Raw genomic sequence first — 14281 nt, forward strand, 5'->3', positions numbered from 1 at the left:
TCCAAATCACTCCTTCGTTAATGTTGGATTTTCCTTTTGTACCGTATCTTTATTTGGTAAATGTGGTGACTTTATAAAAACAGCTTTAAAAGGTTTGTCAGAATGGTTAATCAGATAGTGAGATTCATGAGGGCGAACTTGCAGGACATCACCTTGTTTAATCGGAACTCTTTCGTTATTTACATAGAAGTCTATTTCACCTTCTAACGCATAAAAAACTTCTTCACACGTTGTATGGTAATGATTTTGAAACTCTTGCCCAGGCTGAATGACAACAAGACCAAGATCAATATTCGGGCCTTGTATTAAATATTTCGGCCCGTTATCACCGAAGCGATAGGAGAAATCATTTTCATTCGCTTTTAACATACAGTTCACTCCTTTATGTAAATGTGTTACAGTGCACCAGGCGCAATCCACATATGTGTTGTAAGTCCTTTATCAGCTAAAGCGAGCTGACTGCTATACACGGTTTTCCATGTTTCATAGAATTCCTTGTATAGCTCGTGATTTTCAGTGATTGGTTCAAATGTATTTTCCCACTGTACAAATTGTTCGGCAGTCTCTTCCATAGATGAATATATGCCAGCGCCAACTCCAGCAGCAATTGCAGTTCCTAAAGCAGCTGCTTCTTTCACAACTGGTACTTTTACAGGAATGCCGAGAACGTCTGATAGAATTTGTGGCCATAGTTGCCCTTTAGCGGCACCGCCAGCAAAAATGACTTCAGAAGGGAATGTACCAGTAAGATTTTCAATTAGTTTTAAGTTTCCAAGTGTAACGAAGGCGGCATTTTCTTCAATAGCACGGAACATTTCTTTTTTTCCGCATTTGTCAGCGTCTAAACTTAAATTTAAGAATGAAGGTGCGGCATGACGCCAAGAAATGTAGTTCATAACGTTTGAAAAAGTAGGGATAATACCATATGAACCGACAGGAACGTCTTTCGCTTGTTCTTCTAATAATTCATAAGCGTCTACACCGAGTTTTTCAGCGAGCTTTTTTTCTTCTTGGCAAAAAGCGTCTCGAAACCAACGCATAACGAGGCCAGGGAAAAAGGCAATCGTTTCATATTGCCAAAGGTTCGGAACGACGTGACAATTTACTCGAATTGCAGCATTTGGATCCGTTGTTGACTCTGCAATATTCACTTCCTGTTGCCAAAAGCTGCCGCCGCATATTAAAGTTTGATTTGGTTTTACGACTCCAGTCCCGAGTGCTGCCATTTGAGCATCACCGCCGCCAGCGACGACAGGAATCCCTTCAAGTAAACCAGTTAGTGCTGCACACTCTTTTGTAACATTACCAATCACAGTGCCAGCTTCATTTACTTTTGGTGAAAATGGCAAAGATATACCACACTCTTTAGCGACATCGTTATCCCAATTTCTATTTTGTAAATCAAAGATTCCAGACGTACAACCGTTGGAAGGGTCGATTTGCAGTACGCCGCTTAATTTATACAAAATCCAATCATTTAACATCGTAAAGGAGTGAATATTGTTGTAGACGTCTGGTTCATGTTTTTTAATCCAAAGTAGGCGAGGTAAAGCACCTAATGAAAAAGTTTGACCAGATCTAGTATATAAATCTTCTTCAAGATGTGACCGTATTTCTTTTAGCTCACTAACTTCAGCGGATGCACGCCCATCAACATTTGCACAAGCCCAAATTTCTTGCCCATTTTTATCATATAAAACAAAACCTTCCCGCATACTAGTAGCACTAATAGCTTGAATAGAAGAAGGCGTGACATTACTTCTTTGTAAAACTTCTTTCGTGCATTGTTGTACTAGCTTCCAGTTTTCTATTACATCAAAATTCATAGAACCTGGGTAACGAGGATCCGTATTATGAACCCATTCTTTTTGACTGACCGCAATTTGATTACCTAGTAAATCAAAAAGAACAGCTCGAATGCTTCCTGTACCAGCATCAAAAGCTAATAAATGAGACATTAACAATCACCATCCTTTCGTAATAAGGAGAGGGCCGTTTCCTCATCGGTAATTAATGTATGAATGAACTTTCCCTTTAAGGCACCATAAATTGCATCTATCTTTTCTGTACCTCCAGCAACACCAACGACATGATTCATATTGCGCAAAATAGAGAGAGGCGTGCCAATTAGACGATTGTGATGCGAGAGCTCTAATAAATCACCATTCGTATTATAAAACTGTCCTAAAATATCGCCCGCCCCGTTTTGACTTCGAATATATGTCATTTCACGTAGCGTTAATTTTTCTTCTTTTACAATCGTAGCGTCTTGAGATAACCCGCCAATACCGACAACTGCTGTATGTGCAAGTGAAGCGACATGAAGCATATCTTTCACACTTGGTTCTGATAAAATACTTTGTGCCATTTCAGTAGAAGATGCTAGAAAAGGAGTAGGAATAATATGAAGATCACCTTGCATGTAGTGTAAATAGTTTTGTTTTCTTGGGAGATAGTGGTTTACTCCGCCTGTTAGCGTTACGAATGAAAGATTAATAGAACTTTCAAAATGAATGTTTTCTAGCATTTTACTTATCGTTTCACCCCAGCCGATGCCGAGTAAATCACCTTGTTGGAGATGAGTCTCTAAATATTGTGCAGCGGCTTTTCCGAGAGAAGTAGCATAATTGTTTATTGGAGTAGGGATAATGAAAGCATCTTTTAAGTGGAACTTTTTCATTAAGTCACGTTCAATGCTCAAGCAATGCAAACCGGTTCCTTTTACGTGAAATGTAACGATACCTTCACTGCGTGCCTTATCTAATAACCGGACAACCTTATTTCTTGAAATATGAAGAAGTGAAGCAATCTCTTGTTGTGTTAATTGATCTTTATAATAGTACCAGGCTACTTTAGTTAATAAATTTTCTTCAAAGTTCAGCTGTGACATACTCTTCATCCCTTTCAACAATTGACCAATGCTTAAACATATGTGTCACATATTTTGTTTATTCCAGTTGAAACGATTAATAGTACATTGAAAAAAGTGTTCTAGATATGAAAAAAGGAATATACAATGCTACAAAACAAGTAGAACAAATAATCATTTTCTCAAAAAATGTTCTGGGTAAAGGCAGGTGACATCATGTGGAGAATGTGCCCTTATTACAAGTGAAGAAAATGAGTAAGGCGTTTTCGAATCAACTTGTGCTAAAGGAAGTGAACTTACAAGTAGAGCATGGTGATATATACGCTTTAGTTGGTGGAAATGGCGCCGGGAAATCGACATTAATGAAAATATTAATGGGGTTATATTCGTATGATAGTGGAGAAATGTATGTGAAAGGAAAGAGACAGCAGTTTGCAAATCCAAAAGAAGCACACCAAGAAGGGATTTATTTAATACCACAAGAACCGCTCATTTTTCCGCATATGACCATTGAAGAAAATATATGTATTGGGTTAAAAGAAAAGAAAAAGAAACTAAAAGTACAGATTCAGCAATTGATTAGCAGCTTAGGATGGGATATTGACCTTAATAAACTAGGAGGAACATTATCGATTGCGCAACAACAGTTAGTAGAAATCGTTAGAGGATTAATAAGAGAAGCTGAGATTCTTATTCTAGATGAGCCAACATCGACATTAACAACACATGAAATTAAGAGTTTTTTTGTGTTGATGAAAAGTTTACAAGAAAAAGGAATTGGGATGATTTATATTACGCATCGATTTCCAGAAATCTTTGAAATTGCCAGCAAAGTAGCAATACTACGTGATGGAATGGTTGTAAGCCAAGGTGATGTATGTGACTATACATATGACATGCTGATGGAGGGACTATTGCCAAAAGGATATAAACAGAAAAAGAAAATAGAAGTAGTTCAAGAGACAGCAAAGACGAAAAAAATATTAGAAGTGGTTGATATAAATGGTCACGCATTCGAAAATATATCATTCACTGTACATGCGGGTGAGGTTGTAGGTGTTGCTGGCATTATAGGATCTGGCAGAACGGAATTAGCAGAAGCGATATTTGGATTGAAAACTATAAAATCAGGGTCTATCTTATTGGGTGGAAAATCAATTGATACGTGTTCTTTGCATAAAAGGCTAGACGAAGGACTAGTTTATGTGCCAGAGGATAGGGCGAGGAATGGAATTTTCTCAATTGCTTCTGTTAAAGAAAATATTGCAGCAGCAAGTTTATATCAAAATAATCGCTTTTTTATAAATCAAGAAAAAGAAAGCGCTTTAGTTAATTCGTTTATAGAACAGTTCCGAATTGTTGTACAGAATATGAATAAAGAATTGGCATCTTTATCAGGAGGTAATCAGCAGAAGGTCGTGCTTGCGAAGTATCTTGCATGTAATCCTAAAATTATTATTCTTGATGAGCCGACTCGCGGAATTGATGCGAAAGCAAGGCTTGAAGTGTATGAGACGATAAAAAAAATGAAAAGGGAAGGACTCGCAATTTTATTAATCTCTTCAGATGTTGAAGAAATTGTCCAATTAGTAAACCGTGTATATGTAATGAGAAATGGGCGATTTGTTTCTCATATGGAAAAAGAACAACTGAGTGTGAATGAAGTTACACGCTTTGCATACGGAGGTGTAACGGAATGAAACGCATGTTAAAAATGCATGAAACGTCTATCATACTGTTACTACTAATTTATATAGCCATTGTCGGTATAATAAATCCTAGTTTTGTTCAGTTTAACTCGTTATCTTTAATAATGAAATCAAGCGTTATTTTAGTCGTTCTAGCAATTGGCCAATCGTTCGTTTTATTTACGAAAAATATAGACGTATCAGTTGGCTCAATTATGGGATTAAGCGCGGCAGTTTGCGGGATGTTGTTAACGAACGGGTATAATGCATTCTTGTCAATTTTTGCTGCTGTAATGCTTGGTGCTAGTATTGGTTTCATAAACGGGATTGGCGTTGCAAAGTTTCGGGTACCAGCCATTATTATGACATTAGGGATGCTAGGAATTGTTAGGGGTGCAATGTTAATCTTCACAGGCGGGAAGTGGATTGAAGATATTCCAAATAATTTTAAGAAACTTTCATCTATCGTCATACTTGGTCTGCCGATAACTGTATGGGGTATTCTAATTGTTTTATTACTACTATATTTCTTTTTAAGGAAGGTACCTTACGGAAGATACTTCTATGCGGTAGGTGACAATGAAGATGGTGCGAGACTCATTGGTATACCTGTTAATCAAGTGAAGATAAATGCGTTTATTGTATCGGGCATAAGTGCGGCAATCGCTGGTTGCATATTTGTTATGAATATCGGGTTCGTTCCAAATCAAACTGGTACAGGAATAGAACTACAGGTGATTGCAGCTGCTGTGCTAGGAGGAATTCATCTAAAAGGAGGAACAGGTTCTATATTTGGAGCTGCACTAGGAGCATTGTTTTTAGAAGTGATAAGCAGTTCACTTATCTTTTTAAAAATACCAGCATTTTGGAATAATGCTATTTCAGGTTTTTTACTATTACTTATTATCATATTAGATAGCGTCATGAAGAAGTGGAAAGCAGAAAGGAGAATGAATCTATGAAGTATTTTTACAAATGGGAAGGTGTGTTAATCATATTACTTCTTATAGAATTCATTTTCTTTAGTTTTATAAACAGCAATTTCTTAAATATTAGTAATCTCCTTTTTAGTACAAATGATTTTCTATTCATAGCAATCGCGGCAATTCCAATGACTTTCGTTATTGTAACAGGAGGAATTGACGTATCTGTAGGATCAATTATGGGGCTAACCTCGATTTTAATTGGTGTGTTTTGGATGAATGGAATTCATATTTTACTAGCAGTAATAATGGCACTTATAGTCAGTTGCTTAGCAGGAGCTTTAAACGGAATCATTATAAAATTGACAGATGTAGAACCACTAGTCGTTACACTCGGAACGATGTTTTTATACGGAGGAATTGCACTCGTCATTTCAGGAGGGGCAGGTGCTTCTGGATATGAAGGGATAAGCGGTTTACCTGATACTTATGTACAACTAGCAAATGGTAGTTTTATAGGAATACCCAATTTATTATGGCTACTTATTTTATTAACAATTGTATGCACGATTTTGTTTCACCGAACGATATATGGGCGCCACGTAAAATTAACAGGCGCGAATGAAAATACAGCAAAATACACCGGGATTAAAACGAAAAAAGTAGTAATCATTGCTTACATACTTTCTGGGTTAGGAGGTGGATTAGGAGGAGCTTTCTTAACTGCATATTTCAGTTCTGCACGTGCTGATATAGGAAGCGAAACAATATTACCAATCATTACAGCAGTCGTCTTAGGCGGTACACTTATTACAGGCGGAAAAGGAAGCATTATCGGTACTGTACTGGCGAGTATTTTCATTGGGCTCATGCAGTATGGCTTGCAAATGACGGGTTTAACAAATGAACAATCTAACGTAGTTATTGGTATTATCCTTATTCTTTCAGTTATTATGAGACATTTCAAATTACATCAATTTTTAGCGGGAAAAAGACAGAGTTTGCATAAGGGGGAAATGTCATGAAGAGAAAACTAGGGATTGTATTGATCGTATGTATTTGCCTAATTGGTTTAATAGCTTGTTCCAGTCAAACGGTAGATAAGAAAAAAGCGGATGATGTGAAATTTGCATTTATTCCGAAATTAACAGGAGTTGGCTTCTTTACATCGGGCGGTGAAGGAGCAAAGGAGATGGGAGAGAAGCTAGGCGTACAAGTGAAATATGATGGGCCGTCTGAAGCGAGTGTATCAGGGCAAGTAAAGTATATAAATAATTTTATTAACCAAAACTATGATGCACTTATGGTTTCCTCTACATCAGTTGATGGTTTATCGCAATCACTACAACGTGCTAAGAAAAAAGGAATGACCGTCTTAACATGGGATTCTGATGTGAATCCGAAAGATCGTTCTTTTTATATAAGCCAAGGAACACCAGACCAACTTGCTAACTTATTAATAGAAATGACTTCTAAGCAAATTGGAGATAAAGGAAAAGTAGCATTCTTTTATTCTAGCCCGACAGTAACGGATCAAAACCAATGGGTAACGAAAGCGAAAGAAATTATTAAAAAGAAATATCCGAACTGGGAAATTGTAACGACGCAGTACGGTGAAAATAATGCACAAAAATCTTTATCCGTAGGGGAGAACATATTAAAAACGTATCCAGATATTAACGCAGTTATTTGTCCAGATGCAACAGCACTCCCAGCAATGGCGCAGGCAGCTGAAAACTTAAAAATGGATAAAAAAGTAGTGTTAACTGGATTTTCTACACCGAACGTTATGCGTGATTATGTAAAACGAGGAACAGTACAACAATTTGGTTTATGGGATGTAAAACAACAAGGTGCTCTCGCAACGTATGTAGCAAATGAAATTGTTGTAAAAGGGAAGAAGTTAAAAGTAGGGGATAGCTTCGAAGTAAAAGGAATTGGAAAAGTGAAAGTAGAGCCAAACTCCATTCAAGGATATGATTATGAGGCAGAAGGGAACGGAATTATCGTATTACCAGAACGAGTTGTATTTACGAAAGATAATATTGATAAGTATAATTTTTAGTAGACAAAAAAACGTCCGAATATATCGGACGTTTTTTTATTTCTGCATTAATTATGAACAGTTTCTTTTTCGTTTAATCCAAGTGTACGACCAGTAGAAGTGTGAAGATCTTGGAACAATCTTGGATTTTCAGTTAGTGAAATGCCATATGAAGGAATCATTTCTTTTATTTTTTCTTCCCATTCTACCATGCGGCTTGGGAAACATTTTTCTAATACTTCGAGCATGACGTGAACAGCAGTAGAAGCACCTGGTGATGCGCCTAGTAATGCGGCGATTGAGCCGTCAGCTGCACTTACTACTTCTGTACCAAATTGAAGTGTTCCTTTACCGCCAGCATCAGTATCTTTAATTACTTGTACACGTTGTCCAGCAACTACAATATCCCAATCTTCACTTTTCGCGTTCGGAATGAATTCGCGTAATTCTTCCATACGTTTTTCATGTGATAACATAACTTGCTGAATTAAGTATTTTGTAAGTCCCATTTCTTTTACACCAGCGGCTAACATCGTTAAGACGTTATTCGGTTTTACAGAACCGATTAAGTCAAGATTTGAGCCAGTTTTTAAGAATTTAGGTGAGAAGCCTGCGAATGGTCCAAACAGTAAAGCTTTTTTATTGTCTATATATCTCGTATCTAGATGAGGTACAGACATTGGCGGAGCGCCAACTTTAGCTTTACCGTACACTTTCGCATGATGCTGCTCTACAACTTTTTGGTTTTTACATACCATAAATAGTCCACTTACTGGGAAGCCACCGATATGCTTTGATTCAGGGATACCAGTCTTTTGAAGTAGAGGTAGGCTACCGCCACCGCCGCCAATAAATACGAATTTAGCAGTATGATGCTCAATTTTACCACTATTCATATCGTGTACTTTTACTTCCCACAAACCATTTTTCGTGCGCTTAATATTTTCGACACTATGCTTGTAGTTTAGCTCGACATTTTTTGTTTTTAAGTAATCAAACAACATACGTGTTAATGCACCGAAGTTAACATCTGTTCCAGAGTCAATCTTCGTTGCCGCCATCGGTTCATTAGATGTGCGGCCTTCCATAATAAGTGGAAGCCATTTTTTTAATGTTTCAGGAGCATCAGAAAATTCCATTCCTTGAAAGAGTGGATTTTTTGAAAGCGCTTCAAAACGGTTTTTTAGAAACTCAACATTTTTTTCCCCTTGTACTAAACTCATATGAGGTAGTGGCATAATAAAATCTTGTGGATTACGAATTAATTTGCTCTTTACAAGATATGCCCAAAATTGTCTTGAAAGCTGGAATTGCTCATTCACTTTTACAGCCTTACTAATATCTATAGATCCGTCAGCTTTTTCGGAAGTATAGTTCAGTTCGCATAGCGCAGAATGCCCTGTACCTGCATTATTCCATTCGTTAGAGCTTTCTTCCCCGGCACTTGCGAGTTTTTCAAAAACTTTAATTTCCCATTCTGGTGCTAATTCTTTTAGTAATGAGCCTAACGTTGCACTCATAATTCCTGCACCAATTAAGATAACGTCTGTTTTTTGCTGCATGTTGCTCATGATAATCTCTCCATCCCCTATATTGGCAAAAAAGTGTAGGTGTTTTCTATGTCTAAGCCGTAAAAGAGAAACACTGCCTAGGCCCCACCTAGGTGTATACCTTTTTTGTCTCAATTATATAACCATCTCATACTCTATTATAATAATTAATAGACTAAAATATCTAGTGTTATCTGATAATTTTAAACTATTTAACGTTTTATTCGCTAAAAATCTTATTTAACAAGCTCTTTTAAGGTGGTAAATAGAAAAAAATTACAGTTTGAAATTATCTCGAAAAAGCTTACGTATCCTTAAGTGACTAGATCGAGTACCTTTTTATGGGATTATTCTTTCTGTAATGGTAAGATTATTCTGAAAAATAAAAAGGAGGGATTTTAATGCGTACAAAAGAGCAAATTTCAAACTTATTTCGAAACTTTTCAATAAAGGAATGTAAAGGGTCAAGTGATTTATATGAATATTTATCGATAAAAATTGCTGAAGATGAGGAAGTACTTACACTATCTTCCTATGCTCAGGTAGGTCAACCAGTCCCAAACTTACTATTAGGTGCAGTACATTATTTATTGCTAGCAGGGAAAGAACATTATTTAAAAACGTATTATAGTAGCTTAGTCGAATATGTTGATACAAATTTAGATAAAGCTTTTAATCATTTTAAAGATTTCTGTAAAGAGTACCGAGAAGAAATCATTACTTTGTTACAAACGAAACTCGTTCAAACAAATGAAGTAAGACGGTGCGCATACTTATACCCAAGTTTCTGCTACATATTTAACAAAGTGAAGAAGCCGTTAGCGTTAATTGAAATTGGGACAAGTTCTGGGTTGCAACTGTTCTGGGACCAATATCGTTATTCGTACGGGACGGATGAAATGTACGGAAATATAAATTCAAATGTGCATGTAACTTCTGAAATAAGAGGGGAGAATGTACCGCATTTTCTAAAAGAAAGCCCATCTGTCGTAGAAAGAATCGGACTGGACTTACATGTGAATGATTTACATAATGAGGAAGATTATTTATGGTTACGTGCTTTAATTTGGCCAGAACATAAAGAAAGGCTTGAGATGTTTGATCAAGCTGCATCTTTAGTGAAAAATGAATCTGTCCAATTAATAGAAGGAGACGGTGTAGAGCTATTATCATCTATTATTGAACAAATAAGTGAAGAAGCTGTTATTTGTATTTTCCATACACACGTCGCAAATCAAATACCAGAACAAGTTAAACAGAAATTAGAAAAACAAATACAAGAAATCGGCGCAAAACGTGATGTATTCCACCTGTATAACAATATGTGGGATCGTGACCTTCATATTGATTATTATATTAACGGAAACGAATATCGTGAAACGGTTGGAGAAACAGAAGGACACGGGAGATGGTTTAGCTGGAAAATTGGAAATGAGACGCTTATTTAGATTAATATGGGCGCCCTCACTTGTAAAAGAAGGGACCATAGGCTCAAGCATTGACTAAATGGTTAAGGAATAAATGTATTAGTAACATACAAAAAATGCTTCGGAGAAATCCTAAGCATTTTTTGAATTACATTTAAACCCCATAATGGATCATGTACTTCTGTTCTGCTGCAGCTTGTACAATTTTTGAAGCTAACTCATTCAGCTCATCAGATTTTTTGAAGAACTTTGAAGATGTAACTGTTTCATAGAAAATTGCTAATGATTCAGGCGGGATAATTGTAATACCGTAATAAGCTAAACCGTATTCCTGATTTTTGACTGTATGAAAGTAGGTTTTCATAATTGATAAATTTCGACTTAAGCTACTGATAATATCATCAGCAACAGAAATACAATAATATTTCTCTGGTGTATAATCATTGTAACTTTTTTGAGAATTAAATTCGTCAATTATTCCAAAATCATGGACACATGCCATCATTATCATCCTTTCAAATTTAATAAAATGATTTCTATTAAAGTAAAATGTCTATTCGTTTAAGTGTAATAGAAATAGTTATGTAGTTCATAAAATATTTTCGGTTTTTCTTCGTGAAAACAGTTTATTTATCGATGAACTCATCAGGAGTCCAAGTGGCGATTTCATTCCCAGGTGCAGCGGCTACAAGCCATTGCTCACATAGGACACCAGCTTGCCAACATTCATAATAATCATGAAAACCATTTACAAAAATAATTTGTCCGCTCTCTAAATTAATAATTAAATGAGGGCTTTCTAAGCCGAGTTGTATATCGGTAACTTTTTGTCTTCTTATCTCAAATATTCTCTCATATTCTTCTTCCTCAGAATAATCTTCAAATTCATCTTCATTTAATGGGTATCTTTTTTGAGGTTTATGAAATAAACACCATTTTGATTCGATATTGATATATAATTGCCCGTCATAATCAACGGAGTCGTGAAAGTTTGTAAACTGAATCTTTATAGTGCCTGAAGAAATACCAAATTGTAATCCATCAACTTGTGATCCGATAAAGAGATTTTTTAACACTTTTTCAGCGTAAATTTTATCCTCTGTATTCATTCTTGAATTCCTCCTTTTCATAAAAATATACCTTATATTTTTATTGTAATAAATAAATTTTCATGTAAAATGAACCTTTTGTGAAAAACGAGCGAATATAGTGTGAAAGATTATGAGAGGGGAACGGAGCTTTGGATGAAGTACAATTAAAAGAATGGCTATATAAAATGGGGTCTGGGGACCAAGAAGCCTTTCAAATTATTTATGAATATACATGTAAAGATATTTATAGAACAGTAGTATTTTTAGTAGGAAGTCAAAACCAAGATGTAGACGATATAGTTAATGAAGTGTACATCAATATGTGGAAGTCCATAACAAACTATGATATAAATCGTTCATTTCGTTTTTGGTTACATGGACTAGTTGTCAAGGAAGTACAGGATTGGCGTCGTAAATCGTGGCGACGATTTCGAATCTTTGAAAAGAAGAAAATGTATGAACAAGATCGGCCTTACTTAATGGATGAAGCTATTTTACATAAAGAAACACGAAGTGAATTAGTAGAAGTTGTACAAAATTTATCTTATAAACATCGTGAAGTAGTCATTATGCGTTACTTCCATGAATATAGCTTGGATGAAATTGCTACACTTCTTCAAATCCCTATTGGTACAGTGAAATCTCGACTACACACAGCACTAAAACGATTAAGAATGGAAATGGAACAAATGCCAAACGAAAGGGAGGAAGAAGTAAATGGATTTTGAGAGATATGTAACGAATGAACTAAAAAGAAAAGCAGAGAGTCTAGACCCGTCTCCAAATCTAGATAATCAAGTGAAAAACTCTTTTTATAAATACCAACTGTCGAAAATGAAAAGGAAGATTTCTATGAAGAAAAAATTATTGCTTGGATTTGTAGCTGCGGCAATTTTAATACCGACCGGTACTTTTGCAGGTACAACATTAATGGATAAAATTGTAGGGACACCAGAAAAAGCAAGACAAGATATGGGAATGACTGAGGATGGTTATAATGGCGTAATGGAACGTATAGAAATTGCTAAAAGTATATTTACAGAAAAGGATTTTGATAAGTATGTAACTTTATTACAGGAATCGTACTATTTTTATAAAAAAGTAAGTGTCGTAGAGAATGGTGAGAGACAATATACAGCTACAAATCGTCTAAATGCTGATGAAGAAATGAGAGAAAGAGCGGTAATGGAACAATTACATACATATGAAGAAAGAATAGATCAACATTTTACCTATACATTTGAACAAGCTGAACAAATAACTGGTTTTCCAATCAAGCATCCAACATATATTCCAGTTGGACATCAATTAGTATTTGAAGAGGTAAAAGCTGAAGCAACACTAGGAAAACCTATGCCACTTATTACGATGAGATATGAAAAACAAAATGTAAAAAAACAGCCACATACTTCAGAGGCAGAATTAGGTTTTACAATTCATCAATTAGAAATTGTTGAAGGAGAATATAAAGATTACTTTATTGATAGACCATTTAATAAACCATCTGAAAGAGGACCTAATTTTACTGGAAATATAAAGAAATATAAATTAAATGGCTATGACGTTACATTCGGTGAGTATAAAGAATCGAATGTAAGGGCTATGAAAATAATTGTGCCAGCAAGGGAAGGGAGAAATGCATATCAAGTGTATATAAATGATAGTATGCTGTCTAAAAAAGAGATTGAGAACGTTTTACTTTCGATGATTGAATAGTTATTCGGTATAAGTGATTGATAATTATATTATGTAAACTTCTTTTTTACAAAACATCCATTTTTAAAAATGGATGTTTTGCATTTAGATAGATTAGGTGGAGTGTATATTTAAAAAAAGCGGAATACTTTTCGGAAAGATAAAAACATTTTTCGGATCATATTTCGCTTTTACTTTCATTAATCGGTCAAAGTTACAACTGAAGTATGCATCTGGCCAATTTTTAATGGATAGGTCAGGCGTATTAACGTAGACACCTTTTGTAAATGGAAGCATCGCTAAGCGGAAGTCTTCAACCCATCGAATACTTCCAGCGGCACCTTCTGGTTGCTCCCAAGTAGCGAATATTGACATGTTTGATAGTGCTTTTCGGTAAAAGTAAGCAGTTGCCTCATTTGGCACTTCAGCAACAGCACCGCCTAATCCGCGGGAAAATATGGAGGTGGTAAAAAAGGGTAAGTTAAATCGTAATTTCTATTTGATTGTCTTCTGGATCACCTATTACACTTTCATAATAGCCATCTCCAGTAAAACGTGGTCCATTTAATAAAGGATAACCAGCATCTTTTATCACCTTTGTCATTTCATTCACTCGTTCTTCACTACCGACAGAAAAAGCCATATGAGCATAGCCAGTTATGTTTAAATTAGGCTTATTTTCAACCCCTTTTTTACGCATAAGTTCAAGCCTTGCTCCAGATTCGAACGTGATAAAATAAGATTCAAATTGTTTCATTTCATTATGGTATAACGAGTTTGCTTTACCGTTAAAGTATTTTATATAAAAATCACGCATACATTCTAAGTCATTTACCCAAATTGCAATATGTTCAATTTTCATAGGTTTCACCAATCCTATCTGTATCAATTAGGCTTCCACTGTATTAAATTTACATTTGCATTGCAACAATTTTGCTTTGGTGTTAAAGCTAGTTGTTAATTTTTGATTATATACGTACATACAATATGTAAT

The 14281-nt window shown here is 35.5% G+C and carries 15 protein-coding genes; 7 read left to right on the forward strand and 8 right to left on the reverse strand.

Annotated elements, in window-relative coordinates; translation table 11 throughout:
- Window positions 1-6: 6 nt before the first annotated feature.
- The 3 genes from AC0OM3_RS10595 to AC0OM3_RS10605 are packed head-to-tail and all read right to left on the reverse strand — an operon-like array spanning window position 7 to window position 2890.
- Window positions 7-369 carry a cupin domain-containing protein gene (locus AC0OM3_RS10595; protein ID WP_000909983.1) on the reverse strand — a complete coding sequence of 121 codons (363 nt, stop codon included), beginning with the start codon at window positions 367-369 and terminating at the stop codon, window positions 7-9.
- 26 nt (window positions 370-395) lie between these two features.
- On the reverse strand, window positions 396-1958 hold the full coding sequence (gene lsrK / locus AC0OM3_RS10600) for an autoinducer-2 kinase (RefSeq protein WP_000018829.1): 1563 nt from the start codon (window positions 1956-1958) through the stop codon (window positions 396-398).
- A complete protein-coding gene (locus tag AC0OM3_RS10605) occupies window positions 1958-2890 on the reverse strand; it encodes a sugar-binding transcriptional regulator (RefSeq protein ID WP_000080661.1) in 933 nt (310 codons plus the stop codon). The genes lsrK and AC0OM3_RS10605 overlap by 1 nt, the downstream gene beginning before the upstream one ends.
- Before the next feature lie 197 nt (window positions 2891-3087).
- Here AC0OM3_RS10605 and AC0OM3_RS10610 point away from each other — a divergent pair, with 197 nt between their 5' ends.
- From AC0OM3_RS10610 to lsrB, 4 genes are read left to right on the forward strand one after another with little or no spacing between them, the layout of a single operon-like run.
- Window positions 3088-4569 (forward strand): sugar ABC transporter ATP-binding protein, encoded by a 1482-nt coding sequence (locus AC0OM3_RS10610; protein ID WP_474211716.1) that lies wholly within the window; start codon window positions 3088-3090, stop codon window positions 4567-4569.
- Complete coding sequence (locus AC0OM3_RS10615; RefSeq protein ID WP_046945991.1) at window positions 4566-5519, forward strand: ABC transporter permease subunit; 954 nt, start codon at window positions 4566-4568, stop codon at window positions 5517-5519. Before AC0OM3_RS10610 ends, AC0OM3_RS10615 begins: the two co-directional genes overlap by 4 nt.
- Window positions 5516-6505, forward strand: a complete 990-nt coding sequence (locus AC0OM3_RS10620) for an ABC transporter permease (protein WP_000873523.1) — start codon at window positions 5516-5518, stop codon at window positions 6503-6505. Before AC0OM3_RS10615 ends, AC0OM3_RS10620 begins: the two co-directional genes overlap by 4 nt.
- Entirely contained in the window at window positions 6502-7545 is a 1044-nt protein-coding gene (lsrB, locus tag AC0OM3_RS10625; protein WP_000823668.1) for an autoinducer 2 ABC transporter substrate-binding protein LsrB, read from the forward strand. Before AC0OM3_RS10620 ends, lsrB begins: the two co-directional genes overlap by 4 nt.
- 47 nt (window positions 7546-7592) lie before the next feature.
- On the opposite strand, the gene AC0OM3_RS10630 is transcribed toward lsrB, so the two are convergent.
- Window positions 7593-9095: a malate:quinone oxidoreductase gene (locus tag AC0OM3_RS10630; protein ID WP_000069138.1), complete on the reverse strand. Its 1503-nt coding sequence runs from the start codon at window positions 9093-9095 to the stop codon at window positions 7593-7595.
- 380 nt (window positions 9096-9475) lie between these two features.
- Here AC0OM3_RS10630 and AC0OM3_RS10635 point away from each other — a divergent pair, with 380 nt between their 5' ends.
- Window positions 9476-10522 (forward strand): DUF2332 domain-containing protein, encoded by a 1047-nt coding sequence (locus AC0OM3_RS10635; protein ID WP_001259288.1) that lies wholly within the window; start codon window positions 9476-9478, stop codon window positions 10520-10522.
- Between the two features lie 133 nt (window positions 10523-10655).
- Here the strand turns inward: AC0OM3_RS10635 and AC0OM3_RS10640 are convergent, their stop codons facing one another.
- Entirely contained in the window at window positions 10656-11003 is a 348-nt protein-coding gene (locus tag AC0OM3_RS10640) for a hypothetical protein (RefSeq protein ID WP_000752494.1), read from the reverse strand.
- Window positions 11004-11127: 124 nt separating this feature from the next.
- The gene (locus tag AC0OM3_RS10645; RefSeq protein WP_001090922.1) at window positions 11128-11610 is read right to left on the reverse strand and encodes a hypothetical protein; all 483 of its coding nucleotides are present in this window, start codon (window positions 11608-11610) and stop codon (window positions 11128-11130) included.
- 131 nt (window positions 11611-11741) lie between these two features.
- Here AC0OM3_RS10645 and AC0OM3_RS10650 point away from each other — a divergent pair, with 131 nt between their 5' ends.
- A complete protein-coding gene (locus AC0OM3_RS10650; RefSeq protein WP_000344753.1) occupies window positions 11742-12320 on the forward strand; it encodes a sigma-70 family RNA polymerase sigma factor in 579 nt (192 codons plus the stop codon).
- Window positions 12310-13308, forward strand: coding sequence for a hypothetical protein (locus AC0OM3_RS10655; protein WP_474211723.1), 999 nt, complete (start codon window positions 12310-12312; stop codon window positions 13306-13308). Before AC0OM3_RS10650 ends, AC0OM3_RS10655 begins: the two co-directional genes overlap by 11 nt.
- A 93-nt stretch (window positions 13309-13401) precedes the next feature.
- Here AC0OM3_RS10655 and AC0OM3_RS10660 read toward each other — a convergent pair whose 3' ends face one another.
- Together AC0OM3_RS10660 and AC0OM3_RS10665 are read right to left on the reverse strand one after the other, a co-directional pair.
- A complete protein-coding gene (locus AC0OM3_RS10660; protein WP_151522161.1) occupies window positions 13402-13710 on the reverse strand; it encodes a BBE domain-containing protein in 309 nt (102 codons plus the stop codon).
- Between the two features lie 58 nt (window positions 13711-13768).
- Window positions 13769-14149, reverse strand: a complete 381-nt coding sequence (locus AC0OM3_RS10665; protein WP_474211725.1) for a VOC family protein — start codon at window positions 14147-14149, stop codon at window positions 13769-13771.
- Window positions 14150-14281: the final 132 nt, after the last annotated feature.

The sequence above is a fragment of the Bacillus sp. FAU20 genome, from assembly GCF_056033865.1.